Origin of the sequence: Cryobacterium suzukii (assembly GCF_004403185.1) — a bacterium.
In the GTDB taxonomy this organism is placed as follows: domain Bacteria; phylum Actinomycetota; class Actinomycetes; order Actinomycetales; family Microbacteriaceae; genus Cryobacterium; species Cryobacterium suzukii.
Genome location: NZ_SOHJ01000011.1, coordinates 341,925 through 366,607, shown reverse-complemented (window position 1 = coordinate 366,607; position 24,683 = coordinate 341,925). Strand labels below are relative to the sequence as shown.

20 protein-coding genes are annotated in these 24,683 nt (G+C 62.1%); 9 read left to right on the top strand and 11 right to left on the bottom strand.

Features of this window, described 5'->3' with window-relative positions; genetic code table 11:
* Positions 1 to 21: 21 nt before the first annotated feature.
* Complete coding sequence (gene cycA, locus E3T39_RS11415; protein WP_134515361.1) at positions 22 to 1,488, bottom strand: D-serine/D-alanine/glycine transporter; 1,467 nt, start codon at positions 1,486 to 1,488, stop codon at positions 22 to 24.
* A gap of 303 nt (positions 1,489 to 1,791) precedes the next feature.
* Between cycA and E3T39_RS11410 the strand changes: the two genes are divergently transcribed.
* On the top strand, positions 1,792 to 3,000 hold the full coding sequence (locus E3T39_RS11410; protein ID WP_134515359.1) for a PucR family transcriptional regulator: 1,209 nt from the start codon (positions 1,792 to 1,794) through the stop codon (positions 2,998 to 3,000).
* A gap of 109 nt (positions 3,001 to 3,109) precedes the next feature.
* On the top strand, positions 3,110 to 3,544 hold the full coding sequence (locus tag E3T39_RS16725) for a DUF2316 family protein (protein ID WP_134515357.1): 435 nt from the start codon (positions 3,110 to 3,112) through the stop codon (positions 3,542 to 3,544).
* Here E3T39_RS16725 and E3T39_RS11400 read toward each other — a convergent pair.
* A complete protein-coding gene (locus E3T39_RS11400; RefSeq protein ID WP_134515355.1) occupies positions 3,514 to 5,253 on the bottom strand; it encodes a CocE/NonD family hydrolase in 1,740 nt (579 codons plus the stop codon). The genes E3T39_RS16725 and E3T39_RS11400 overlap by 31 nt on opposite strands.
* A 125-nt stretch (positions 5,254 to 5,378) precedes the next feature.
* Here E3T39_RS11400 and E3T39_RS11395 point away from each other — a divergent pair, with 125 nt between their 5' ends.
* Positions 5,379 to 5,987, top strand: coding sequence for a TetR/AcrR family transcriptional regulator (locus tag E3T39_RS11395; RefSeq protein WP_134515353.1), 609 nt, complete (start codon positions 5,379 to 5,381; stop codon positions 5,985 to 5,987).
* Between the two features lie 4 nt (positions 5,988 to 5,991).
* Here E3T39_RS11395 and E3T39_RS11390 read toward each other — a convergent pair whose 3' ends face one another.
* From E3T39_RS11390 to E3T39_RS11380, 3 genes are all read right to left on the bottom strand, one after another.
* The gene (locus tag E3T39_RS11390) at positions 5,992 to 6,615 is read right to left on the bottom strand and encodes a LysE family transporter (RefSeq protein ID WP_134515351.1); all 624 of its coding nucleotides are present in this window, start codon (positions 6,613 to 6,615) and stop codon (positions 5,992 to 5,994) included.
* 76 nt (positions 6,616 to 6,691) lie between these two features.
* Complete coding sequence (locus E3T39_RS11385; RefSeq protein WP_134515349.1) at positions 6,692 to 8,533, bottom strand: DUF262 domain-containing protein; 1,842 nt, start codon at positions 8,531 to 8,533, stop codon at positions 6,692 to 6,694.
* Positions 8,534 to 8,955: 422 nt separating this feature from the next.
* Entirely contained in the window at positions 8,956 to 9,582 is a 627-nt protein-coding gene (locus E3T39_RS11380) for an NUDIX hydrolase (RefSeq protein ID WP_134515347.1), read from the bottom strand.
* A gap of 91 nt (positions 9,583 to 9,673) precedes the next feature.
* Between E3T39_RS11380 and E3T39_RS11375 the strand changes: the two genes are divergently transcribed.
* The 3 genes from E3T39_RS11375 to E3T39_RS16600 are packed head-to-tail and all read left to right on the top strand — an operon-like array spanning position 9,674 to position 12,872.
* Positions 9,674 to 11,131: an ADP-ribosylglycohydrolase family protein gene (locus E3T39_RS11375; protein ID WP_134515345.1), complete on the top strand. Its 1,458-nt coding sequence runs from the start codon at positions 9,674 to 9,676 to the stop codon at positions 11,129 to 11,131.
* Positions 11,128 to 11,910, top strand: a complete 783-nt coding sequence (locus tag E3T39_RS11370) for a TY-Chap2 family putative peptide chaperone (protein WP_134515343.1) — start codon at positions 11,128 to 11,130, stop codon at positions 11,908 to 11,910. Before E3T39_RS11375 ends, E3T39_RS11370 begins: the two co-directional genes overlap by 4 nt.
* 26 nt (positions 11,911 to 11,936) lie before the next feature.
* Entirely contained in the window at positions 11,937 to 12,872 is a 936-nt protein-coding gene (locus E3T39_RS16600) for a 5' nucleotidase, NT5C type (RefSeq protein ID WP_198416121.1), read from the top strand.
* Between the two features lie 6 nt (positions 12,873 to 12,878).
* Here the strand turns inward: E3T39_RS16600 and E3T39_RS11360 are convergent, their stop codons facing one another.
* Positions 12,879 to 13,061 carry a hypothetical protein gene (locus E3T39_RS11360; RefSeq protein WP_134515341.1) on the bottom strand — a complete coding sequence of 61 codons (183 nt, stop codon included), beginning with the start codon at positions 13,059 to 13,061 and terminating at the stop codon, positions 12,879 to 12,881.
* Between the two features lie 48 nt (positions 13,062 to 13,109).
* Entirely contained in the window at positions 13,110 to 13,790 is a 681-nt protein-coding gene (locus E3T39_RS11355; protein ID WP_134515339.1) for an N-formylglutamate amidohydrolase, read from the bottom strand.
* Between the two features lie 672 nt (positions 13,791 to 14,462).
* On the opposite strand from E3T39_RS11355, the gene E3T39_RS16720 reads away from it, so the two are divergent.
* The 3 genes from E3T39_RS16720 (at position 14,463) to E3T39_RS11340 (ending at position 17,424) form a co-directional block, all read left to right on the top strand.
* Complete coding sequence (locus E3T39_RS16720; protein ID WP_134515337.1) at positions 14,463 to 15,416, top strand: DarT ssDNA thymidine ADP-ribosyltransferase family protein; 954 nt, start codon at positions 14,463 to 14,465, stop codon at positions 15,414 to 15,416.
* A 567-nt stretch (positions 15,417 to 15,983) separates the two neighbouring features.
* Positions 15,984 to 16,715: a vWA domain-containing protein gene (locus tag E3T39_RS11345; protein ID WP_134515335.1), complete on the top strand. Its 732-nt coding sequence runs from the start codon at positions 15,984 to 15,986 to the stop codon at positions 16,713 to 16,715.
* Positions 16,699 to 17,424 carry an Hsp70 family protein gene (locus E3T39_RS11340; protein ID WP_134515333.1) on the top strand — a complete coding sequence of 242 codons (726 nt, stop codon included), beginning with the start codon at positions 16,699 to 16,701 and terminating at the stop codon, positions 17,422 to 17,424. The genes E3T39_RS11345 and E3T39_RS11340 overlap by 17 nt, the downstream gene beginning before the upstream one ends.
* Positions 17,425 to 17,624: 200 nt before the next feature.
* Here the strand turns inward: E3T39_RS11340 and E3T39_RS11335 are convergent, their stop codons facing one another.
* The 4 genes from E3T39_RS11335 to E3T39_RS16240 form a co-directional block, all read right to left on the bottom strand.
* Positions 17,625 to 18,704: a DNA cytosine methyltransferase gene (locus E3T39_RS11335; protein ID WP_134515332.1), complete on the bottom strand. Its 1,080-nt coding sequence runs from the start codon at positions 18,702 to 18,704 to the stop codon at positions 17,625 to 17,627.
* Positions 18,705 to 18,904: 200 nt separating this feature from the next.
* Positions 18,905 to 20,692: a DUF1998 domain-containing protein gene (gene drmB / locus E3T39_RS11330; protein WP_166784107.1), complete on the bottom strand. Its 1,788-nt coding sequence runs from the start codon at positions 20,690 to 20,692 to the stop codon at positions 18,905 to 18,907.
* Positions 20,692 to 23,958, bottom strand: coding sequence for a helicase-related protein (locus E3T39_RS11325; protein ID WP_134515328.1), 3,267 nt, complete (start codon positions 23,956 to 23,958; stop codon positions 20,692 to 20,694). The genes drmB and E3T39_RS11325 overlap by 1 nt, the downstream gene beginning before the upstream one ends.
* Entirely contained in the window at positions 23,958 to 24,410 is a 453-nt protein-coding gene (locus E3T39_RS16240; protein ID WP_174845119.1) for a hypothetical protein, read from the bottom strand. The genes E3T39_RS11325 and E3T39_RS16240 overlap by 1 nt, the downstream gene beginning before the upstream one ends.
* Between the last annotated feature and the right edge of the window lie 273 nt (positions 24,411 to 24,683).

Sequence of the window (24,683 nt, the reverse complement as noted above, 5' to 3'; positions counted from 1 at the left end):
TACCGGCGTTTATCTCGGTCGTCAGCGCCGAAAGGCGATCGCGGCAACCCGGTCTGCCTGCACGTTCGCCCGGTGAAGTTCTTGATGCGCGGCCAGTTCCGGGCGGCGCCGGATGATAAACCACGCCGCAGTAAGGCCGACAAACCACAGTGGCGTCACGAGCAAGGCCTGCAGGGTGTCGGTCTTCTGGGTGAGCGCCCAGATCAAAAACCCGAAGAACGACAACACCACGTAACACATGTACACGCCGCCGGGCATCTTAAACTTTGAGGCCGCGTGCAGCGCCGGGCGGCGCTTGCGGTACACGATGTAGCTGACCAGGATGATGGTCCACACGAAGATGAAGAGCACCGCAGACATGGTGGTCACCACGGTGAAGACGGCGATGATCGAGGGGTTTGCATACAGCAGCACGGCCGATACGAGCAGAAAGCTGCACGAGAACAGCAGCGCGCTGGCTGGCACCTTGTGCCGGGTCAGGCGTTCGAAGCGTGCCGGTGCCGTGCCCTCGACCGCCAGCCCAAAGAGCATTCTCGATGTGGAATACAGCCCCGAGTTCGCCGACGACGTCGCGCTCGTGAGCACGACGAAGTTGATCACGGCCGCGGCCGCGCCGAGCCCCGCGAGGGCGAACATCGCCACGAACGGGCTCGCGTCGGCGGTGACCTCACGCCACGGAGTTACCGTCATGATCATGATCAGCGCGAGCACGTAAAACAGCATGATGCGAATGGGGATGGAGTTGATGGCCTTGGGAAGGTTTTTCTCCGGGTGCTGCGCTTCGGCGGCCGTTGTGCCCACAAGCTCCAGCCCGACGAACGCGAACACGGCGATCTGGAAACCGGCGATGAACCCCATCGGACCGGTGGGAAACAGTCCGCCGTCGTTCCACAGGTTGCTGAAGCTCGCCGGGGTGCCGCCGGGGGACTGAAACTTCGTGAACACCATCACGAGACCCACGACGATGAGCGTGACAATGGCGATGATCTTGATCAGCGCGAACCAGAATTCGGTTTCGCCGAACGCCTTGACGCTCGCGAGGTTGAGGCCCAGCAGAATCAGCACGGCCACGAGCGCGGGAATCCACAGTGGTAGTTCTGGCCACCAAAAGCTCGTGTACAGCGCGATCGCGATCAGCTCTGCGATGGCGGTGACGATCCAGCAGAGCCAGTAGGTCCAGCTCGTGAAGAATCCGGCCCACGGCCCGAGCAAGTCGCCGGCGAAGTCGCTGAACGACTTGTAGTCAAGGTTGGACAGCAACAGTTCGCCCATGGCCCGCATCACGAAGAAGAGCATGAAACCGATGATCATGTACACGAAGATCACGGATGGCCCGGCGAGTGAAATGGTCTTCCCCGAGCCCATGAACAGGCCTGTTCCGATCGCGCCGCCAATGGCGATGAGCTGGATATGTCGGTTTGACAGCGACCGGGCCAGGTGCGGCTGCGCGCTCACGGCGGGTTGGGGGCTGCGTTTCAATTGCGACATCGGGATACTTCCTTGTAGTCCAGGGCGATTGTGCGGGATGTAGGGGTCTCTGCCAGCCTAAAAACGATATGCCCGGGTTAGCGGCGCTATCGCGTTCCTGGCAAGCAGATGCCGGATGCCGCGGGGCGCGTCATCCGACCCCTCGCTAGCTTCCGGAGCGCGGAATTGCCACTCTTCCGGGGATTTTTCCCTGCCGATACCGGTAGGAGGAGTCGACGGCCGCTTTCTCTGGCTCGACATTTGTAGCGTTATGGGGCGTCGATTGTCGTCTGACGTGCACACGGCTTGCGTAGGATTGAGCTTATGAGGGGGGCCGATATCGATCAGGCGGTGGCCATCATCGCCGAGCACCTCGACCGTGCCCTGTCCCTGGCAGACCTCGAGGGCAAACTGCTCGCCTACAGTGCGCACCACGCGACGGCGGACCGGGTGCGCACGAATTTCGTGCTGAGCAAGGTGGTTCCGCCCGATGTCAGCGACTGGCAGCTCAGCCACGGCATCGCCACGGCGGTACGACCGGTTCCGGTTCCGGCCAATGCCGAGCTCGAAATGTTGGGCCGGGTATGCGTGCCGCTGCTCGCCCGTGGATTCCGAGTGGGATATCTCTGGGTGCTGCAGCTCGATGACGAGCTCGAACCCGATGCCATCCTGCAGGAGCTCCGGGGCATCCGCCGTGAGCTGGACAGTCTCGCGGAGCTGCTGCTCGATCGCACGAACGCGGATTCCGCTGGCCGCCGCGCGAACGAGTCTCAGTTTCTCGCCGCCTGTTCGGGCGATCGCGATGCCCTCGTATCGGTTGGAGGCTGGCCCGGTGTGCATGGGCGTGGACCGTGGCGGCTGGCCATGCTTGTGGACCGCGGCACGAACGCCCGGCGCAATCCTGCAGAGAGTATTCTGTTGCACCGGCTGTCCGCGCTTCAGACCACGCTCGGAATCGACGCGGTGCTGTTCTCCGCTGGAACCGAAACGCAGGCGGTGTTGTTGCTGCACGACGTGATTGACGGCTTCGACGGTTCCGAGGTTCTCAGGCGCTTTGGCCTTGAGGTCGCACGCCGCGGCGGGCAGCCGCCCGCGCCCGTTCTGCTCGGGCTGAGCGAGCCCTTTTCCGACCTTCGACGGTTGCCCGGCGCCTACGCCGAGGCGCGGAGCGCCGTGCAGGCAGCCTGGGTGGACGCCCAGCTGGGACCGCTCGTATCGTTTCGCGCTACCGGGGTCTACCAATTTTTAGCCGTCGAGGGTCGAGACGTTGTGCCGACCGAGTCGGCCCTCTTCTCGGAACTGCGGGACCTCGACCATAACGGGGAACTGTTGCCCGTGCTCGAGCTGCTCTATGACAAGAACGGTTCCGTGGCCGAGGTCGCCGAGCAGCTGCATCTGCACCGCACCAGTATCTATAACCGGCTCAGGCGCATCCGCTCACTCATCGGGGTGGATCCGCTCGGCGGGCAGGCTCGCCTCGAGCTGCACCTCGCCCTCAAAGCCGAGCGCTGGGCCGGTCGCCCCCGGCTGTAGCGAAACGTGTGCGCCTGCAACCCTCGGTCGGCGGTGGCAGAATCGGAAGAAGAAGCAATACAGACTGCTGGCTCAGGCAATGCCTCGTGTCGGGTGAGGAAGGATTTTCATGTCGCTCAATGACCAGCAACGCGCCGCGACCCGCGAGGAGCTGCGCTCGAATCTTGCGCTGTCCGGGCAATCCGTGGCGGATGCTGCCTCGGCTCTCGGCCTCAGCAGCGCCCAGGTGCAGGCTGCCCTCGATGTGACCGGCGCTCCGCCGGAAGACGTTTGGCTTCTGCGCGACTACCTGAACCGGGTCATCCGGTCTAACGGCTTGACCCCGCGACCGTATTCTTCTCTGGCACATGCGTGCCGCGGCAGAAAAGTGGTTCCCCCTGGCCGACGTCGAAGACGTCATCAAGAGGGCTGCGCGGTAAGACCACGCGCAACCGGTGCGTGCTCGCCAGACCGGCACGCCGTCACGTTTGGTGACGGCGTGCCGGTGTCCGGCCGCTCAGACAGTCTGATCGGTCAGGCAGTCTGCACGGGCAATTGCAGGTAGGACGAGTGCTCGCCGCCGGTGTGAATGATGTGCGTGCCGGCATTTGCGCCGACGAACTCTGGAAGCCCGGGCATCATCGTTCCCAGCAGGTTGCGAGCGCTGATCACGAAGCGAAGCTGTTCGCCGGGGTGGAACGCAAGGCCGATCGGCAGCAGATCAATCTGTAGTTCTACGATCTCGCCGGGGGAGAGCTTCTCGATGCGGTCGAAGCTGTGCGCGGGCACGTCATCCGTTGTCAGCGTCTCGTCCAGGTGGCGAGCGGATGCCCGCAAGCGCCCGTCAGAACCCTTGTACCGAAGAATCGTCGCGCCGTGATCGGTGAGGTCGTGGGCCATCGCGCTCTGGTTCGGCACGGTGAATGCCTGCAGCGGCGTTCCGTAGGCATCGAGCTTCTGCACGAGCACGAACAGGTCCACGTCATCGGAGCCTTGAGCTTCGATCCAGAGGTGAGCCTTGGGATAGCCGACCAGCACGGTTTCCTGCTCGAATCGGGTGATGAATGACACCGCGTTCGGGGTGGACGCAACGTCGTAGGCCACGGCCTGCTCGTCGCTGGGCGCCTCGGTGGTCAATGTTCGCGAGCGGCCGTTGAGGTAGAACTTCGTCGACGTGACATCGGCGGGAGGGAACGCGTCGGCCGCGACATTGACCCGGTCGCCGCCCTCGAGGTCGAGAACCGAGTAGCGCACGCGGGGCGTGAGCTCCCACCCGTTGTTCTCGTTCTTCAAGAAGTGATCGAAGAAGCGGCGCAGATCCTCTCGGTTGGCCTCGTCGTAGTAGTCGGGCCATTCCTGGCCGTTGTGCACGCGCATCCACTTTTGCTCTGAGGCCATTCGTCGCCAGGCGCGAAAAGTTCCCGCGGTGTGCAGGGTGTTCGAGTAGCTGGCCACGACGTAGGCCGGCACGGTGATTCGGTCGAAGTCGGCAATCTTGTTCTGCCAGAGGTCGGTCATGAGCGGGTAGCGCTCTGCCTCCGCGAGGATGTCCTCCTTCTGGTTCTTGCCGAAGAAGCTGCCGTTTTGCAGCAGGCCGGCAAAGCCGGTGTCTGGCATGCCGCCGCGCTGTACGAGGTCGCGGTAGACGTCGCTCACGCCCTCCCACGGGTTGATTGCGGCCAGGTGCGGGGGCTGTTCGGCAGCGGTGAACCATTGCGCCACGGCGAGATACGAGGTTCCGCTCATGCCGACTTTGCCGCTGCACCACTCCTGCTCGGCCAGCCACTCGATCAGGTCGTAGCAGTCGCGACCTTCCTGGCGATCCCAGAGCACGCTGTTACCCTCCGAGTCGACCACGCCGCGAATGTCGGGATTGCAGATCGCGTAGCCCTGCGCGCACCAATAGGCCGGATCCGGTCCTTCGAATTTCTCCAGACCCGAGACGATTCCATTGGAGAGGCCGACCAGCCCGAACACTCCCATCACGCTCAGCGAGGTGCCCTGGCCCTTGCCGTATGGGCTCCAGGCCACGATTACCGGCACCTTCTCTGTTCCTGCCGGGCGAAAAATGTCGACGTGAATCGTGACGCCGTCGCGCAGCTGCACCGCAACATCCTTTTCGAGAACGATGTCCACCGGCAGAGCCTGGAATTGTGGCGCGATCTGAAAGCCCGCCTCCAGGGTTCGCGTACCCGGGTCGAAACCGGTCAACGCGCCGGTTCGGGCAGGCGGCAGTGGGTGGGACTGTACAAACATCTTCTGGTCATCGCTCATGGCGAACTCCTTTTGTCGCTCTCTGGGGAGGCGAGCTTCTGCCGGCCTGACTGAGAGCGTACGTGCGCAGCGCATTAAACTCAACAGTCGTTGAGATAATTCTTGCAACAAGTTAGATTAGGGGTATGAAGCAATCAGTGGCCAAGGTGCGTCGCGGTCGTCGACCGGGCACGAACAGTACGCAACAAGCCGTGCTCGATGCTGCCCGCGCCCGGTTCGCGCGCGACGGCTTCACCGCCACCACGATTCGCCGGGTGGCAGCGGATGCCGACGTTGACGCGTCGCAGGTCATGCAGTTCTTTCGCTCGAAGGACGAACTGTTCGCGGCCGTCATGGCCATCCCCTCGACGGCCCTCGATCTCTTCAACACGGCGTTCGAGGGGCCAGACGAGCACCTCGGTGAGCGCGTGGTGCGCGCCTATCTGAGTGCGTGGGAGGGCGCGCCCGAGCAATCCGAACCCCTCATGGCGATGCTGCGCGGCGCGATCGTCAACGAGCAGGCCAGTGAGCACCTGCGCGAATTCATCCAATCCCGATTGATGAGCGGCGCCCAGGCAGGCACCGCGCCTGACGCGGCCCTTCGAGCCGGCCTGGCATCATCAATGCTCGTCGGTATCGTCACGAGCCGGCGCATCATCGGGGTGCCACTGCTCGTCGCCGCTGACACAGAGACGCTCGTGGGTATCATCGCCCCGGCGATTCAGCAGGTACTGGTGCCGCAGCCGGCGTTTTAGCGACTCAGTGCACCAGTGCCAGCAGTAGGGCGATGGTCACGAACAGCATGCCGAATGTGCGGTTGAGGATGAGTTGCCCGCGGGCGGTGTTGGTGAAGCGTTGGAATGATTTCGCCGCCACCGCGAAGAAGAACCACATCACCACGATATCGATCAGCACCACGGTGACGGTGAGCACCAGGTACTGGGGGAGCAGCGGCTGCTCCGGCCGAATGAACTGCGGCATGAACGCGAGAAAGAACACGAGCGCCTTGGGGTTGAGCAGGTTCACCCAGAAGCCGCGGCGAAACATCGACCGGGCCGGCTCCCTGGTCAGCGGCACGGTCGGGTCGCGCTTCGAGTCGGGCTTCTGCACAAACAAACGGATGCCCAGAAACACCAGGTAGGCGGCTCCGGCATAACGAATGACGTTGAAGAGCACGGGGGAACCGGCGACGAGCACCCCAACGCCGAGCGCCACCACGATGATGTGCACGATGAGCGCAGCCTGCTGGCCGAAAATTCCCCAGATCGAGCGACGGAACCCGCTGGTCAGCGAGTTGTTCATGGTGTTGATCGCACCAGCGCCCGGGGTGAAGCTGATCAGCACGCCGGCGCCCGCGAGGGCCAGCCAGAGGGAAAGTTGCACACGCTAGCGTAGCGCGGGCGCAGCTGTGGCTAGGCGGCAATTGTCGAACCGCCCGGTTGAAGCACCCGAGTGCTGGTCACCGGAGTGCTTCGGCTGAACCCCAAACTCGACACGCTGCTTCTGCGAGGACGGTACTTCGCGCATCAATGGACGCCTCGTCCCATTCGAGTGAAGCGGCGACCAGGGCGTTAATGCGAAGTGCAAGCTGACCAGCAAATTCGGGTTTCTTGTCGACCCATGAATCGTTCGAAACGGACTGGTTGAAGGTCGAAGTCACCAGGGTTAGATTGCCCATGCCCTGAACCGCAGCTTCACGGGAGTTCTCGGCGAGGCGCTGATGCGCGGGATCCGGTAAGACTGTGCCCGAAAGCGGCCAGTGCGCCCGCCAAGCCTGAGGCATTACGTGCTCGATCTGCAACTGGTCGTAGTCAAAGAGTGCGGTCACGGTCATAGCGTCATCTAATTGCATCTGAGCGTCAATGGCGCCCAGCACGAGTCGGATGCGTTCCTGTGTAAAACGACCATAAAACTTGTCGATTTTAAAGGACTTCTGCACGTCGTCGTCAGATGGCCATCCGAGTGAGTTCGGCGAATCCGCAAGGGCCTCAATGACCCCATCGGCAATATTAGCGCCGGAGCACGACGCCGCATCGTGGGCACTTTTGAGTACCGATAAGAATGCTGTGCCATACCCTCTGGTATTTCCTCCGATAATCATGCGGCGGATCACCCAGGACTCGACCGCAAGCAGGCACCTTTCGTGGTCGGCAAGACTGAGCCGATCGCTCGGAATTCGTCGAAGCCAAGCAAGTAGCGGGACAGCCGTGAGGATTTTCATCCGCTCAAGACGACCATAGACGCGCGCGAGGGTTGGCGAACCGGGATCCACCTCGCCGTAGATAGCCTTGTAGGCCTGTCCGTACCCATGGAGTTCGATCAAAATTAGTTTTGTGGTTCGCTCTGGCGGCTGAAGATACTTACGCACATCGCCATAGAGTCGGCTCACGCTCGCTTCTTCACCAGAGACAGCGGTCAACCAGACCGAAAGGAGAACGTCGCGACGCCCCCGGGCGGCGTGGCCCGTTCCGACTTCCTTTTTCCACCACGGGTCGTCAAACTCAGACCAGTACCGGTCATACAGTTCTTCGAGTTCAGCCTCATTCGCCAACTCCCCCCGCAGAAACAACAGATTCTTCACAAGGTCGGACGCTGACAAAGGGGTCTGTCGTCCATTGAGCACTTCGAAGATTACCTGTGCGTCATCATTCTCTTCCAGGTCGATGACGACCAACTTGAAGAGGTCCGTGAGAGCATCGACCAGATCATCAATACGATCGTGGCCTTGATTGTCCGTCGCAACCTCGCGAATGGAATCAGCGAAAAAGCGTCGCGCTTGCAGGTATAAGTGATTTCCTGCAGTCGGAATTTCGTCGCCCATTGCAATGGGCCAAACCAGCCGGTCGCGGCGACGCGGCCACAGCTTGTGGATCTCGTCTGGATGTTCGACAACGTCCGCAGGGTTTTCGAGCAGGCGCCTGACTTGGCGAATTCGGGACGAGTCACGTTCGATCAAGACATCGAGGAGTCCGCGGATTAGTAACTGCAGCGTTGTAAGTCGCTGCTGGCCATCAATGACAGCTCGAACGTCCAATCCTCCGGTGGGTGAAGGCAAGCGATCACAAACAATGGCGCCCAGAAAGTGCGGTGCAACCTCGGCTTCAGCTTTGACGACGTTTTCTCCATTTGCTAGCGCTTTGGAGCGGGCGTGTCCCAAACGATCTGCCACGCTGTCGAGGTCTTCGAACAGCAGCTGCCACTGCCCCTCCTTTGACCACTCGTAATCCCGCTGGAAGGTCGGAATGACGTACCGCAAATCGCTGGTCAGAACCTTTTTAAGCTGGCGAGTTTCGGCTTGCACGGTACCCCTTGGTTTGCGGCGCGAATGGTTGGTTGTACGAGAATCGCATTTCTCCAACCGTACTTCAAACAGTTACCACGTCCGGGGGGCCAGTAGAAAAGTTGGCGTGCCGCAATAAGTGGCGGGACGACCGTCGAACTGGTGCTTCCACATTGGGCATTAACACGGGACATTCTCGCGGGGCATTGAGGACGGCCGGCTCGACAGCAAGCTGGCCAGCCAAGCGGATGCTCGACTGCTGGGGACGAGCTAGATACTGAACTGCCGAAAGGTAATCAGGCACCACCCATTACCATTCGGTAATACCGTGCTAGGTACGCCTCCGCCAGCCAGACCGACCCCGAAGCGGCTCAGCCAGGACGAGCCCTAACCGCGCGGCAACGGTATCTGGCGCTCTGGGTGGGCTGCCGTTGGTCAAGAGTTCAGGCCGCCGCGTGCCGAAACACCTTCGCCGGCTTACCGACCAGGCCGGGTCGGTAAGCGTCCGTCTCGACCAGCTGGCCCAGCATGTGCCGACGGAAGGTGTCTTTGCCGAGCGGTTCGCCCGCGATCGCCGAGTGCAGCCGCAACAACTCGAGCAGCGTGAACTCCGGGCCGAGCAGATGCTCGGGGTCGGCCGAGGCCCGGTACGAAGCCCGCAGTGTGCTTACCGCCAGCTTGAGAATTAGGTCGTGGTCGTAGTCGAGGTCGCGAACCTCTGACACCGGTGTCAGTTCGGCCTGCGAGATGGATGCCTGCGGCGCCGCCACTAAGTGCGCCACCGAGATGACCCAGCCCCGCGTATCCCGATTGGGGGCGTCAAACACCTGCAACTGGCGCGGGCGCAGACCCATAATATGGGCCTTGTCGTGCAGGGAGCGGAGTACGGCGTCGGCAAGAGTTTCGCGCTCGTGCACGAAGGTTCCCGGCAACCGCCGGCTCTTCTCCTTCTGCACGAGGGCCACGCAAAGCACTCCGTCTCCTACGGTGAGCACGGCCGTATCCACGGCCACAGACGGGCGCGGGTAATCGGTCAAAAGCTTGTGGGAAGTGTCTCGATACGTGGTCACCGACTAATTATCGCAGATTTGAGCTATTTCGTGCGAATGTGAGCTATGTTGAAAATAGATCGAAATCGATCTAAAGAATAGGGGAGACCAGATGAACCACACACCTCAACGCCTCAACACCGCCCAACGTGACCGCGTCGCCGGCGTTCTCCTCGGCATGGCCTGCGGCGACGCGCTTGGAGCCGGCTACGAATTCGGTCCGCCCCTCGCCGAAAGCACCCTGGTGTTCATGAAGGGCGGCGGCGGTTTCAACTGGGCGCCGGGGGAGTGGACCGACGACACCTCCATGGCGGTTCCCATCGCCCGGGCTGCCGCGGAAGGTCTGGACCTCCGCGACGAGACAGTCCTCGATGGCATCGTCGCCCAGTGGGTGGACTGGGCGAAGACGGCGCCAGACGTGGGGATCCAGCTGCGGGCGGTGCTGTCGAAAACCGAGCCCACGGCATCCGGTGTGCGTGCGGTCGCGAAGGAGCACCACGTACGCCACGGGCGCAGCGGCGGCAACGGCTCGCTCATGCGCACGGCGCCGGTCGCGCTCGCGTACCTCGACGACCCGGTGGCGCTCGCCGAAGCGGCCCGCGCGATCAGCACTCTCACGCACTACGAAACGGATGCCGGCGACGCCTGTGTGCTCTGGTGCCTCGCCATTCGGCACGCGGTGCTCGAGGGTAAATTCGATGTGCGTGTAGGCCTTCCGTTCCTACCCGCCGATCGGCGGGACCTCTGGGAAACCCGTATCGCGGTGGCCGAAACCAGCCAACCGTCTGACTTCGCGCACAACGGCTGGGTGGTCGAAGCGTTCCAGGGCGCGTGGTCGGCCATCAGCACCACCAAGGCGACGGATGCGACGCACCTGCGTCTCGCCCTCGAAGCTTCGGTGCGCGGTGGCCGCGACACCGATACCGTGGCGGCCATTGCTGGCGGGCTTCTCGGTGCGGGCTGGGGCGCATCCGCTGTTCCCGCCGAGTGGCGCCGGATCGTGCGCGGCTGGCCCCGCCTGACCGCCGCGGACCTGGTGCGGCTCGGTGCGCGAGCTACCGGAGACACCGAGACCGAACGCCACGACTACGCCTACCTGGGTGATGTTTCGACCCTGGTGCAACACCCACACGACGATGGCGTCTGGCTCGGCGCGGCCGGAGCCCTCGATAGGCTGCCCGCCGAGATCGACGCCGTGATTTCTCTTTGCCGTGTGGGCACCGCGCAGGTGCCCTCCCGCATCCGTCACCACGTAGAGGTGCGCTTGATCGACAAGGACCACCCCGCGGAGAATTCGAATCTCGACTTTGTGCTCGTCGACACGGTGAAGGCCATCGCCACGCTGCGAGCGGAGGGACACACGGTGCTGCTGCACTGCGCGCAGGCACAAAGCCGCACGCCGTCGGTCGCGGCTCTGTACGCGGCCCTTTATAAGGGGGTAGCGATCGACCGGGCACTCACGGAAGTCTTGGAAGTGCTGCCGCGTACGACTCCGAAGCAGTTCCTGCAGGCCGCCATCAAGCGCGTGGCCGCAGAGCGTGACGTGACCAACAAGGAGACGAGCTTATGAGCAACGAGGCGTCGAACGATTCCGGCAACAACTTCGTGACCAACGAGAACGGCGAAGGCGGGGGCGACGGGTACGAGGAGTACAACCCACCCGCCGATCGCTTTCTCACCGCGCAGATCTGGTGGATCGCGAGCGAACTCGTGCGGCGTCACCCGCACCTACGCATTTCGGGCCATGAGGTCCCCGGCGACGGCCGCCTCGTGATCGTGCACGACGAGCAGGACAGCATGAGTATCCAGTGGGATCTCGTGGGCGGCTGCAAGTTTTTGGTGAACGGCGTCGTCAACAGCATCAGCTGGATCGAGATGATGGCGGCGGTCAGCCCGCACGAGACCGTTAAGCGCATCGAGGTGGCGACCGGCCTGGGTGTCCCCAAAGCCACCCCGGTCACCACCCCTCACTCGCTCACCTACCGGGTGGTCGCCAGCGCGCTCGCCACCGCGGTCGACGACCGGCACGAGTGGTATGCCGTGCCGGCGCCGATGAACCCCTACGACGACCCCGACTGCGCCTACTTTCTGCCGTTCCCCACGGCTCTTAAGGCCCGCGACGACTACGCAGAAGCAGCGGATGTCCAGATAGCCGCGACCGGCCGCGGCATCCACTTCTTTCAGCCGTTCTGGGCGCTGCTGCGCAATCTCGAGCCGATCGCCATCTTCGACTCGGCCGGGGTGATCCACACGGAATGGGGCCCGATGGAGCTGATGCCCACCTACGACAAGCTCGGTCGCAAGCTCGCCTTCACCACGGCCCGCGTGCTCGGCCACTGCCTGCCCTGATGACACCCGAAGCAAGGAGCACCATCATGACCGACCCCGCCCCAAAGAAGATTCTGTACATCGACCTCGACAACACCCTCGTCGATTTCCCGAGCGGCATCAAGCGGTTGGGCCGGCGCGACAAGAAGAAGTACGCGGGGCACTACGACGATGCGCCCGGGATTTTCGCGCGGATGCGTCCGCTCCCCGGTGCGCTGGATGCGTACCAGGAACTCGCCCAGCACTTCGACACCTACATCCTCTCCACGGCGCCATGGCACAACGCGTCCGCCTGGCACGACAAAGTGCTCTGGGTGCAGAAGCACCTCGGCGTCAAGAGCGAAACAGCCGCCTACAAGCGGCTGATCCTCTCGCATCACAAGAACCTCAACCGCGGGGACTATTTGATCGACGACCGCTCCGCCAACGGCGCCGGCGGCTTTCAAGGCGAGTGGCTGCAGTTCGGGCCGGATGCCGCGTTCCCAAGTTGGGCATCCGTCACCGACTACCTGTTGTCTGATGCCAAGCCCTCGCAGCTGCACGATGCCATCACCCTGGCCCGAACGGCGCACGCCGGGCAGGTCGACAAGCTCGGCGCCCCCTACATTTACCACCCCCTGGCGGTGATGCAGCGCGTGCGCGGCACCGACGCCAAGATCGTGGCCGTGCTGCACGACGTCGTGGAAGACACCGAGGTGACGCTGGACGACCTCCGCTGCCGGGGCTTCTCCGAGGAAATCGTGGAGGCAGTGGATGCTGTCACGAAGGTGAAGGGCGCCTCGCTCGCGGAGTCGATGGCGCGCGTGAAGGCCAGCCCACTTGCCCTTGTCGTGAAGAAGGCGGACATCTCGCATAACGCCGATCCCTATCGGTCGGCTCAACTTTCGAAAGAGACACGCAAGAGGCTCGAGCGGAAGTACCAGGAGTCAGCGCGACTGCTCGACACGACCTTGGGAAAGATTCTGAGGGCTCACAAACGATAACCGGGATCAGGGCCGACTGCTGAAGCCCGCGGTCACGCCCAGCGACTTCAGCCAGGTGGTCTCACCCGTCTCGACGATTCGATTAACGTCGTCGACGAGCTGGCGCAAGAATGCCGGCGGATCCGTCAGGTCAGCCCCGATGTCCTGCGCGACGAGGTGAAGTTGTCGGTGGGAGCGTGATCCCCGCATGGTGAACTCATCGTCTCAGGGACCACCGATAGCGAGTTTCGGGGTCCGTCAGACCCTGTCGACCAGCCGCTGCAAGGACTCCTGCAGCGAAGCGAACCCCTCGGGCTTGCGCGCAACGGTGGCTTCGTCCATGTAGACGTCCCGGCGGATCTCGAGCATCACCGAGCTCACTCGGGCATCACTCCGGTAGTGCTTGAGCGGCACGTACGAGCCCGCGAACGGCGCGTTGACGTGCGCGTCGAGGTCAGGGAAGCACTCCTCGACCGTGGCAAGGAGCTCGCCGGATGCGTGGAACGGCTCTGATCCCACGCAGAGCGGCGCCCGGTAGCCGTCGCCTTGCAGCTCATACGACAACATCTGCTCGGGGTAGGAGTGAACGTCGAAGATCGCGGCTCGCCCGTGCACGGCCAACGTCGCGTCGACGAGCTCGGTGAAACGGGCGGAGTAGGCCGCGAAGTAGTCCATCAGCGGCACCTCGTCTTCGGCGGCCATCCGCCGGATTTCCTGCCGTTTGGAGCCGTGGGTGTACAGCACGCCCATTCCGACGGCGTTCATCTCCTCGGTGTCGTCGGGGAAGCGCTCAACGTCGACCGCGAAGCGCGAGAGACCGTTGATGAGGGCGCTGGCCCCGCTGATGCCGGCAACGAGGTCGTCGGTGAAGTGGTCGGTCATCACGTCCTTCTCCGCCTCGAGCTCGGCAAGGGTGATGACGTCGGAGCCCAGGTGCACAGCGGAATGGTGCGGCCGCCATGAGGAGCGTGCAGGATGACCGGTGTCGTGGCGGAGTTGTCGATCAAGCGGAACAGCGGGTTCACCTTGGTGTCAGTCATCCGTGGCCTCCTGGGCGGTGATGCTCCCGAATCGGAAGTGGTTCATCTTCTCAGGAGCCACCGACACCGAACAGCAATCATTCGGCGTTGTCGCTTCGGCAGCGAAAGCGCGGCTAAACGACGCCTCGTCGGCGGCGAGGGCGGGGATTCCCAAGTGGTTCTAGCGCGGCGATTTGAGGTGTCTGATGCGGAGTAGCAAGTCATTTCTCCTGAACTTCCGTATCGGCTCGGTTGCGGGGCTTGTACTGGTGAGCGTCCACTTCGGGGGGAAGCCGAGTATTGATCGCCGATGCTAGCGTCAACCCATGGAGCGTGCGAATAGCAGTTGTAGGCATCGCATGGCGGAATGGGATTGCACCGAGGACGGCAGGTCGCTTTGGCGCAACGCTCCGGTTACTACCGAGGCCCGCGAAGGTGAACGTAAGCCGCCAAACACGCCTACTCCCGACCCGCACGCGCAGGAGGAACGTCGGTTGTTGCAGAGGGCTCGCGTCCGGGACACTTTGGAGAGCGCTTGGCAAGCGGGTCGGGCACTAAAAGGCGGATCACCCGAATTAGGCAAGTTGCGCTAATGGTTGAGTTTCGAGATGCGCCACAGTCTGGCAGTCCGCTGCCTCAACCTCGGTCAATGACACCCCCCGACAAGGTTTGGGTAACGGGTGGAGGGGAGCGGTATCATGCGGATCGCTCGTGCAGGTCGCTTCTTGAGGGACGAGGAAAGGCTGTCGAGAATGGCTTTGTGTCCCGGATGGGTCGATGGCTAGCACTCTATGCGGCGCAACGACAGGAGCGCGAGCCGTGCAGGACGTGCTACGTGCCGCGGTTTGGTCTCGCGCCATCCCTCGTCGAAACAAGAGTTCCCGCGGCGACGCGCCTGCGAGTAGATGACCTGCCCATCTATCACCTAACGCACGTACGCAACCTTCCGGCGATCGTTCAAGACAAGCAACTGTTTGCAGACGCCAACTTGGAATGGCACGCACGGCCCCTCGTCGACATTTCGTCTGAGGCAACGCGCACCGTGCGCCGAGCCAAACAGGTCAATGATCCCAGCTCATTCGTCGCGGATTTTGTGCCTTTTTCGCTCACGCGTGAGTCGGGAATCCTGCGAAGCATCATTGGGCGGCGACCGGACCCTCGTCTTGGAAGGACAGCTAACCTGTTGGTAGTGAACGATTTCGTGCGCTTCGTCAGCAGCATCCACCAGCTCAAGGAGTGGCGCCGCGAAGCCTCCGCTGATTACGCACCGACTTTCATCCTCGCTCAAGGTGACGGCGCCCATTCAGACACCAGGTTTGGCGGCAGGGTCCTTGAGTTCGTTGAACGTGGACGGCATGCAGCCGCACTTTCTGTGGAGGCAGAGAGACTGCGACAGGCGGAACTTCTAGTTCGTGACCGGTTTCCTTTCAGACGCATCCAATCGATTGAGGTCCAAAACGAGACGACCCGCAGGTGCGTTCTCGGAGTGCTCGCGCCGTTGTCGGACCCACCCGAGGTCGTCTTGTCTAGATTTGACCGGCCCTGATGTGCAGCCGCAGCCATCGTGCTCTGACGGACACCAGCCGGAACAGGGAAGAGCTTCCTTTTGACAAGCGCAGTCCGCCGGTTCCATCCGACTAGAAGCATGCCGACCGTGCCGTGGCTGCGCGGCGTGGCCTCGAGCTGGGCAGCCAGCGCCGCCCGCGAGGTTTAGGCAGGTGACGGCGACGAGTCCGTTGCCGCCGTTGATGCGCCGGGTCAGAAATCGACGAACGTCGAGGCCGCTGGCGTGGGAGGGAACAAGAACCGTGACCGGTGCGAACGGTGACTCGGTCTCGGCAACTTCTACCAGTTGGCGGAGTCGTTCGAAAGTCGCGCTAATAGACGTCGAATCAACGGTCATGCCGCCCCCTGCCACATGGATTCCCCGGACAATTCGAAGCCTAGTGGCGACAGGGGACATCCTCGGCGGAGACGCTGCTCATGCCGGCCAAAGCGGGGAATTGTCGCCCTATCGACGCCGACGAAGCCAGGCCAAGCAGCAATGTCGGTGGCTCCTGCCACACTCATCTTGTTCCCGCCGGGAGCGCACGTTTGCAGAATGGGGAGCACCATGACTGATCCGAACTACACCGCAATGCTGCTGGTTATTGATCGCAGTGGATCGATGGCTGTTATCCGTGACGACATGGTGGGCGGTCTCACCACGATGCTCGCCGAGCAGGCGGCCGAGCCAGGGCTGCTTACCGTCGACATCGTCACCTTCGACACCGAAATTGAAACGCAGTGCTCGCTGGCCGACCCGAAGGACGTTACGGTCACGCTCGAACCGCGCGGCGGCACGGCACTCTTCGACGCCATCGGCCAGTCCGTCACCGGCTTCGGCCGCGTGCTCGCTGCTCTGCCCGAGCACGCCCGCCCCGACACCGTGCAGGTTGTCGTTGTCACAGATGGCGAGGAGAACTCCAGCCGCGAGTTCGGCCTCGACGCCGTTCGCGCCCTGGTCACGCACCAAAAGGAGCAGTACAGCTGGGACTTCATGTTCCTGGGCGCCAACCAAGACGCCGTGCTTTCTGGCGAACGCCTCGGCTTCGACGCCGGCAGCTCGATGACCTTCATGCCGAGCGCCGAGGCGGTCTCGAACATGAGCGCATCGATGGGGCGTTACGTCAAGGACGTGCGCGGCAAGACGAAGCGCATGTTCGACGCCGACGAGCGCGTCAGCTCGATGAGAGTGGACCCCGAGCCGCGCTTCCAGTCCGCTCCGACTCCGCCTGCGACCTCTGCCGCGACTTTGACCTCGCCGAAGCTGGCGACGGGTAAGATGGATGGCAAGACGAGCTAGGTCACCAAGCGCCGGTCACCCTCTTTCTTCGCTAACGCCACTTCTTATCGTGCCCGAAATGCTCCTTCTGGCCTTGCCCGCGTTGAGTGAACATTCTCTCTTGTTAGGTGTCCACTCAACGGGGGCAAGACCAGACCTGCTCCCGGGTAAGGACGGCACGAGTCGAGTCATGGTCGTCGACTTTGGCGGAGGGACGCGCGACGTGGCTCTGCTCCAATTCAAACGAAGCGTCGCCGGAGGCGTCGGACTTTCGTGCAAAGGCGTTTCCCGCTTTCACCGTACAGGTGGATCCGACATCGACTTGGCAATCGCCCACGAAATTCTGCTCCCGCAATTGATGGAGCAGAACGGTATAAAGGCCCTGGACGTCGACTTCAGGAGAAAGCGAGATCAGCTTCTACCTCCGTTGGCGGTGGCGGCTCAGCATCTTAAGGAGAGTTTGAGTAATCGTATCGCCCATCTGCAAGCGCTCAGTCAGTTTGACGAGAACGACCCGCACCTTGCGTCATCATTGCCGTCTCCGATTGAAGTCAACACCAAGCATCCAGACTTCGGTGTCGTCAAGCTGACCAAACCGACATTGACTCTGCAGGAACTGCGCAAGGTGTCGGCGCTCTTTGAAAGTAGTTCGTGGGCGCTGACTGTTAGGCAGGGCCAAACTTGGCAACCCAGCTCCGACTCGATCAATTCCTCGTCCCCCCTCAGCTGAGCCTGGCCGCGATCGTCAGCACCCGAGCATCCGGTTACCCCCGCAAAACTGGTACTAATACGCCAGCCGAATGACCCCCATCCGCGCCGACAACGAACTAGGCGGCCGCCCGCCACGGAGGCGTGAAATGGATTCAGAGGCACGTACACACCTCGTGGGAGCGATCGCTGCGGGAAATGAGTTTTAATAAGAGATGAGACTTACTCAGTGAGAGTCTTGAGTACCTCGGCCGCGATGGCTCGCCCAAGCGGAACCGGAACCGCATTGCCGATCTGCCGCGCAATAGCTGTTCGCGAACCGACGAACTGAAAGTCGTCGGGAAAACCCTGGAGCCGCGCCGCCTCATGGTGTGTGATCGCACGGTCCGCCTCGGGGTGGAGATAGCGGCCCTTTTCAGGCTTGAAAAACTCTGTGCGCACTGTGACTGAAGGCTTCGTCCAGTGCATGCGCCCCATCACGTCTCCCGAACCGCTCCGGTGTGAGCGCCAGCACGGAGCAAGAAGCTCGTCCGGCAAGTCGAACCGGTTTCCCCCTTCCGGGATTGCAGCGAAGCGCTTCAACGACAGTTCCCGATAGTCACGTCCAAAGTGGAGCTCAAGCCCGGAATACGGCCCGTTGAATTGCACGCCTCCGAACGTGGTCGATCTGGGCTCAATGGTATCCGCGCTGACGACTTCATGGGGAATGCCGGAAAAAGCATGTGCCACAGTGCGAGGCGACTCTGCGTGGCTTGGCTCAGGCCAGTGCGGAGCCGCCACGTCGGATCTGTGGCCGATCATCACAGCCCGCTTGCGAGCCTGTGGAGCGCCGTAGTCCGCGGAGTTCAAGATGCGGTGGTCGAACGAGTACTCGGAGAACGCGGGGTCCTCGTCCAACATGGTGCTGAACTGTTGGAACTGCGGGGACTTCGCGAATGCGGCGACATTTTCGACGATGAATATCTTGGGTCGAGTTCTCCGGATCGTCTCGGCGTATTGCTCCCAGAGGAAGTTGCGCTCGTCGGCAACGTCCTGTTTGCCCAGCGTGGAAAAGCCTTGGCATGGAGGCCCACCGATGATCACGTCGATGTTGGTCGGGAGCTTCTCTGTGGCCAGCCAGTCCTGGATGCGGCCGCCAAAGACCGGTGCGTGCGGAAAGTTCAACGAGTATGTTGCCGCTGCTGCGAGATCCATTTCGACAGCCTGAACAGTAACAAAACGGTCGTCGGCTTCGTGGAAACCTTGGGCGAAACCGCCCGCGCCAGAGAAGAGATCTAGCACGCGGATCGGTCTGGAAGTCATGACCCTGATTGTATCGTGGGCGGGCGTCACGGCTCGTCCCACTCGCCATAAGGGGATGCGGTGTCGGCATGTCGCGATCCTCGTCGAAGGCAAATCAATATGCGGTCGCGGGAGCCCGTTCGGGCGTTCGACGTTTTCAACGCGATCGCCCGAACGGTTTGGCCACGAGTAGGAAAGTCAGCTCGCCATCGGGTTGCGCTTCATCGGATCGAAGATTCCAACGCCAATCGGGTCACGTTGTCGAAGTACCCGGGAAGATCTGGCGAGCCAACTAGTAGGGTTCGGTCAAGCAGGAGGTTGAACCCTTCGCAAGACGTTTCCGGTGCGAGCATGCACGCGTGACAAGCCGACAGGTTCATGCCGTCGATGCTTTGCGGATCAGACTCAGAACACACGGGGTCGTTTGCACACCAGGCAACCTGCTCGAGCGCACGCACGATTACCGACGCGAGGTAGGGCTCTTCACCCTGTCGTGCAAGGCCACCAAGCGTCCCCTCGACGTCGGAAGAGGTCGTGTAGATGAATGCGCCGTACGCCCCCTCGGCTTCGCAGTAGATGCGTTCCCTCAGAGAGGGGGCGGTGTAGCCGCTTCTGAATGCGAGCTCGTTCATCAGCGCATGGGCGAATGAATGGAGCAGCACATACTGAGGTGACGCCGTGTGAAGCCTCTCTCCGAGCGTCGATGCGTCACGGTGAGCAGTGATCTTTCCGATGCGACGCATGATCTCCGGATGCTGCGCCCACTCGTCGACGTGTGCGCCGTCGAACTGGATGAAAACGCCCTCACCGTAACCTTCGACGGCGGGCAACCAACCTTTTTGAAATTCACTCTTGGGAACCGCGGGCACCAAGTCCGCCTCCGGCCGGTAACGGCGGAAGCCGTAGGACGCTCGCACCTCGCGGAGCCTGTCCACGATCACGACCCCCGAGATGAGGGCACGCAACTCCGCCACTACGGTAGAATCGCCGTCTTCGCCGAGATCGACATTTCGGGTCACGAAATTCTCAGTTGGGGCGGTGCCTGCCTTCGCGGCCATGAAAGCATCGTATTCTTCGCTGACGAGTGCACCCTTTGCACTGAGAACGTTTGGCTCGCCGCCCGACAGCGCCGCCACAGTACCTCGTACGCTATCGGCCGTGTAGCCGTATTGGGCTGTGAGCTCAGCGATCATGTCGTCAAGGAGATTGTTCGCAGGATTGTGCTTGATCGCTGTGAAGTAGGGGTGATTCTTTACTCTCTCCTCAAGCTCAGCAGCGCTCCCAACGACTTCCGGGATGTCGATAGCCGACACACTCTCTCCGAAATGCAGGCTCGTGGCACCGCGTTGCAGAACTTCAAGCGGCCTGCCGCAATTGCCCCATTCGTGTTGCCAAGGTTGCGCACCTCGGCAGGTGAACCCTTCCTTCTTCAGTACATCCTTGCGCAGCTCTCCGAGGCTGCGCCGTGTCTTGCACGCATCGCAAGTCACCTCGAGGGCGCTCAGGCCTTCGCGGCTGCCGCGGGATGGCTGGAATCGGAGCCGGTCCTTTGCGGAGCAAGCGGTGTCGGCGTCGCGGTGGGTCCAGTCGACCCACGGCACGTCGGCGGCATGGCTACCGTCCGTGCATGCCACGACGAAACGCATCGGTACCAGTCGTCCTTCACAGTCGGGGCATGCCGGTGACTGTCCTTTTTCCATCGTTCGACGCCAGTTGACCATTCGGCGGCACTCTTGGCAGAAGAGCCATGCGGGGAAACGGACGAATTCGAGACCGGGCGTCCGTGGCCCCTCGGGGTTTCCCGTGCTGGGCGCCGCCCAAAGTTCATCCACGCGCAGTTTGGCGGCGAGACGGTCACACGAGATCGGTTGGCGAACACTGCTTGGTGGCCATTTGTCTCCGGTGACAGCCATGAACGACTCGCCGAGTATGTCCACAATCGCGCCTGGTCCGAAAGGAGAAACCGTCTCAGAGAGACGGACCGTGCGGATCTGCCGTTTTCCGGCCATTAGCGCTCTCCATCCGCTCGCACGCGCACGACCCGGTCGACCGACCGCATCGAGTTCATCATCGACCATCCGGGACCGCTGTCAGTGAACTGTTTCAAGAGTCGCTCCTCGGGGGTTTTCGATTGGAATTTCAGTGCGTAGCCCGCCCTGGCAACTGAGTCGACCCTTTCCTCCCAATCGTCGACAGCATTCTTCAGCTCGGCAGCGACGACCGCGGCCTCGCGTGGATCTGCGACGGCCACATGGTCGGCAAGTATTTTCACTGCCTTCGTCACTGCGGCGGAGTTAGACACGAAGCGCGAAGCATGATCATTGCCTGTCAGCCCTCCTGCATGCCGCATCAGTATGACCAGGGCGGCGCGTAGTGCCCGGCGCCGGGCCTGAAGAGACCAGGGGGTGACGGACCCGGGTTCCACGAATCGGTAATAGGAACGGTGAAACGCAGTGAATGATTCGAACACTGACCGGTCGCGGGGCTTTCCGGAGCGGAACATCGTGACTACCAGGCCGGGTGTCTTGCCTCGGCCGACCCGGCTTGTCGCTTGGATGTATTCGGACGTCGACTTCGGGTGCCCATTCACAAACATGAGACCGAGCCGTCCCACGTCGATGCCGACCGACATGATGTTCGTCGTCGCGATCGCGTCAAGCGCCTCGCTGGAGTCATCCGGGCCGACGGCAAGCGCATCGAGTATTCGAAGGAGGTCTTCGGCCGAGACATTGCCATTGATCTCGTCGATCCCTTTGGCGCTTAACTCCCGCACAGGGGCGCCGTTCGATCGAGCAGCTCGTCTTTCCAGATTGCTGCTGACGTCGTCGCGCAGGATGGTCACGGTGCGACCGAGCTCTCGCAGGCTGTTGTGATAGACCACGAGAGTCCAGTAGCCGTCCCTGTCGGTGCCCGTTAGACCTGTCTCGACGGGGCCCTGCAGCATCTCTGCCGAGATCTGTCCGATCGCCCAGGAGGGGGTATGTGCTTGCGGCATGAGGCCGACATAAGTGCGGCCCGGGCGGGTGGGATCGGGCTCTGAGAAATAGTTGTCGTCGGCATCGAGACCGCTCGGTGGGAAGATCGCCACTTCCGACGCCATCAGTTCTTTGATCTGCTCTTCGGATGCCCGTGTCGTGGCCGTCGATGCGACGACTTTCGGGGGCCGTCCTGTCCACGACATCAGGCCGCGGATCGCGGCTTCGTAGATTCCGACGATTGTCCCGAGCGGTCCCGAGATCAGGTGAAGCTCATCTTGGATAACGAGCGAGGGCGGGTCAAAGACTGACGGGGCTAGTCCGAACAGCGACGCGCCCCGATCGATCCAGGCCAATCGAGCGAACTTGTCGACCGTTGCGACGAGCATCGTTGGTGGCTCATCAAAAATGGCCTGGTCGACGACCTGCACGGGGAGTTTCATATGAAACGGGCAGTCCTTGTGAGGGCAAAAGAACTCGAAGCTGAAGTTCGTCGCGCGCACGCCGTATCGCTCTTGGTGGTTCGTCTGGTGCACGGGCATGATCGATGTTCCGCACCAGGAGCAGGACCGGAGTTGGAAGCCGTTCTCGGGCTTCTTTTGCTTGTAGACCGTCTTCATCGCGTCTGCAGCTTGTTTGAACGTCGACGGAGTCGTCGTGTTACCGAGCCAGAGCCCGATGGAGAACTTTGGCGCACCGGCCAGCCGCTCGTCGTTCGTCCGAAGCAGTTCCAACGCGCAGATTAGCGTGGCCGCTCGCTGGAATTGCTGTGCGGTGAGGAGGCGCATCGTGTACCGCGTCAGCACCGCTGTGCCGCCTCCGTTGATTCCACGCTCCAACCGTCGCCGAATCATTTCGATGGCGGCAAGGCCCAGATACGCCTCAGTCTTACCGCCACCCGTGGGGAACCAGATCAAGTCGACCAGGCCACGGTCATCGTGCATCGAATCTGTCGTTGAAGCCAACGACATGAGGATGAAACCGAGCTGGAAGGGACGCCAACGCGGCTCATCTGCTCCACCGGATACCTGGGCGAGCGGAACGCCGATCTGGCCCGGCTTGCGCTGCACTAGCGATTGCTGGAGCATCTGGGTTCGCATTGCGGCGCTGGCGAGGCGGAAGGACGTCAGTACAGGGCCCTCAGCCTCAAGCAGCTTGATCCCTTGCTCGACACGTTCCATAGTCGTCTGTGCGCGACCGATCATGGACGCACCTGTGTCGGAGAACCGTTCCGGAAGATTGGTCGCCATGGTTTCCTGGTTAGCGATCCAGTCGGCGTAGCCAGCTAGGAACTGCCGAAGGCCCGCGGCAAGCTCCGCGGTCGGCAGGCTCTCATTCGCGAGCCACTTGAGTTCAAGGGCGTCGAGTGAGCTCTCCCTAGCGCGAATCGCCGGGACTTCCTCGGTCGGGATGCATTCGGTCCACGCCCGGGTGGGTGGCGTCGTCGAATCCCAGTCGACGGCAACGCCGTGGCCGACAGCGAAAGTCACCTTGTCGCGGTAGCGAAGTTCGAGCTCAAGATCTTCAGCGGACGTAGAGATGGGGTTTCCAACGGGGTACGGATGCAAGCTCCCGCCGTCTACTTCGGCTTCGAGCCGCACCTGGAAGAGACAGCTGCTCGGGTCCGACTTGGCCTTGCCGGCCTCGGTCTTCGCACTGTTCGACACAGCGAGGGTTGTGAGCATTCGGCCGCCGATCGCTCTCGTGCGCCAGGCGAGTGTGGCCCGCCCCTCGAGCACAGATCGCGCGCCTACCGCGGTCCGCGGTACTTCGATCAATTCGTCTTGGACAGTTCGGCGCTTCCATGCCTCGCCAGACGCGTCAACGGCTGCATCGGCTACCTGTCCGTCGCCGGGTTGTTGCACGGGGTCCGACGGCGTGGCGGCTTGCTCATATACACCGGCACTCACCGTTGCCCGGAGTCGGCCGTCGTGGATGAAAGAGAGCCCCATCGACTGTGGCGCCCATCCAAACGCACCCGCGAGGTTGAGCCCCGTGTCCTCCTCGCCCTCGGCATCGACGACATCAGCCTCATCGTCGTCCCCGAACTCGGCCACGAGCTCGTCGCCGCCAGAAGCCTCTGCGTCGATTTCTTCGTCGAGCACGACCGGCTGGGTGTCTCTGTTGCCAACTTCCACCGGATAGAGCGTGCCCACGAGGTACGTGTAGACCGGGTTGCGTTGAAGCAGCTCCGTCTCGCCGCCAAGAGGGCCGAGCCAGGCTGACGTCAGGTAATCGACAAGCTTCTCGCGGCCTGCCAGGTCGAATTCAAGTGGTTCTTCGTTCGAGACGCCAGACATTACTTACCCTCCCAGAGGTAGCTGAACTCGGTGAAGGCAAGTTCCTCGCCGAATTCTTCGAAGGTATCCGCCACGTTGACGATGAGACAAATCTCGTTGCCTCCGTTCTTCGGACCGCGCAATCCGCGCCCGACCATCTGGTGGTACGAATTGGGCTGAACGTGGGGCGCGCGACATAGAGGGCTTGTACCTTGGGAGCGTCGAAACCACAGAGCGCCATCGGCCACGCGGAACTCGATGGTGCCCGCAGATTTTGACGAGGTCAATGCGTCCACCGCATTCTGCAGCAACCCGCTGACCTGTCGAGTCCCGTAGCCGCCGGAGAGGAAGCTGTCTTCCTGCCCGACATGTTCCTCGAGCAGGTCGGGGTTGACTTCGTATGGTCGCAGGGCAATTGATTGTCGTTCTTCGACGTCCGCCCGAAGTGCAGGATTGCCGTTGTTCCAGTTCATGTATCTTTTCAACTCCCGTGGGTCCGCGTAGAAGATCAAGACCGAAATGCAGGCCCGTCGGATCACTTCGCGAACTGTCAAGTGATCAGCCGGGCAACATTACGCAGCACCACCGACACTCGTTGTCGACAACTACAAGTGCCGTTCTCTTCATAACCTAGAAAACCATCGAACCACCCACCGACCGCACCCCCCATCAGGGCCTCACGCTCCTCCAATCACAGTTGAGGGACGCAACGCAGTTACGATCGACATGCGCCCACGTCGAAATTG